A 1,523-nucleotide genomic window follows, 5' to 3' on the forward strand; every position below is an offset into this window, starting at 1 on the left:
GGTTTAAAACGGTAAGGGGGACGCCACTCTTGCGTACTGGGAATAAAGGAAAGCTGGTTACTCATCTGAGTCCCTTCACCGCCACTGTTATCCGCAAGGGGTTGCACGCCATGATGAGAGACACTTATCACCTGCCATGTGGTGTTCATACGCGCACTCGGGTGGTTAGACAAGGTAAAAATACGCCCCGGCGCTAATTCAATACAGTTCGTGGTTGCAGAGCCGACTTGACGTTGGTTTTGCGATTGCTCGTAGCGGATTTGGTTAAAAGGTTGCCCCTGTGCATCCTCTTGAAAACGCCCGTAGCTTTCAAACACCTCATGTTGCTGATGAACCTCGCCCGTGACTTGGTGGCTCAGTGGGTAAGACGGCCTAAGTTGGTTATAATCTTTATCCACACGAATATCGCTGCACAACTGCTCCGCATAACGCCATGTCGTAGCGGTACTGTCGGTGATATCCGTTTCAGATTGCGGATTGTAGGTGAGGGATATCCCCGCTTTCATGCCTAAATGGCGGTCACTGTAAAACAGTTGAGGGCCTTCTTCGAACCAGTAATTAATCCCTTCTTCAGCAGCAAGGCGACACCAGAATTCATACATCGTTTCGCGCTTTTGGGTAATGTACTCGCGTTTTAGGTGTTCTTCGGGGTGGTAAAACTGCATATCGTGTTTCACACGCGCTTCATCCAGTAACACTTTAAGGACTTGAGGTACCGTCATATCTTGAAAAATTCGGCTATCTTGCTTAAGTGTCATCACCCACATTTCAGGGCGTATCACAAAGTGATACCACGTTTTTACGCCATCGGTATTGCCTTGCTCTGCACTCGCCAACAAGCCTTGTACGGTACGAAGGATTTTTCCATCTCGTTTTACGGTCAACGAAGAAGCTGCACCCAACACCGTTTGAAAATCAATCTCGGGTAATGGACTGACTGCCTGAATCGACAATGAAAAGAGTTGGGAAAGCCCTTCTTGCAAATCGAACTGCGTGACCTGAAAGGTGTTTTCAGGTAGCCCACCAATCGTACAGGTGAATACCAATCCTGTGCCAAGTTCGCCACTGGCTATCCGGTCTAAAAGTTCCCCATGTGCTGCTTGCAGGGCTTGGTCTTGTGCATAGGTTCTGCCACCTGTGTATCCGCCACCGTGAATCAGTGGGTTATTTTCGGGGCTGCCGAGCCGTCTGTTTTTCTTCGGGTCTGTCCAAGACATATGAGTATCCTCTGCGGGGAAAAAAGCCAAAAATGCAAACGAGCCCCGAAAGGCTCGCAAAAAAAAGGATTAAGACTCGAGCGGTGCGCGCCAGTCATCAGCACCCGATGTGCCAGCAACGGTGTGTTCCCAGTCTACTTTACGGTAAGATAGAGACACTTCGATAAGCTGGGTGAAATCCGCTTTCGCAGGGTCTTGGCAGTGCGGCATTTGGCAATCAATATTAACGATGGTTGCATCAGTTAACGTAGTCGTGAAGAAATGCTCTTGTTTACCTTCAACCGACGTGCGGTACCATTTCAGTTC

The 1,523-nt window shown here is 49.0% G+C and carries 2 protein-coding genes; both read right to left on the minus strand.

What is annotated here, in order from left to right; genetic code table 11:
* Window positions 1-1,217 (minus strand): type VI secretion system Vgr family protein (locus AC4IFO_RS22815; RefSeq protein WP_490737826.1); only part of this gene is annotated, 1,217 nt, incomplete at its 3' end.
* A 69-nt stretch (window positions 1,218-1,286) separates the two neighbouring features.
* Window positions 1,287-1,523, minus strand: a 237-nt coding sequence (gene tssD, locus AC4IFO_RS22820; protein ID WP_490737827.1) for a type VI secretion system tube protein TssD, incomplete at its 5' end; no start/stop codon positions are given.

It is taken from the genome of Providencia sp. UF-224, from assembly GCF_058245955.1.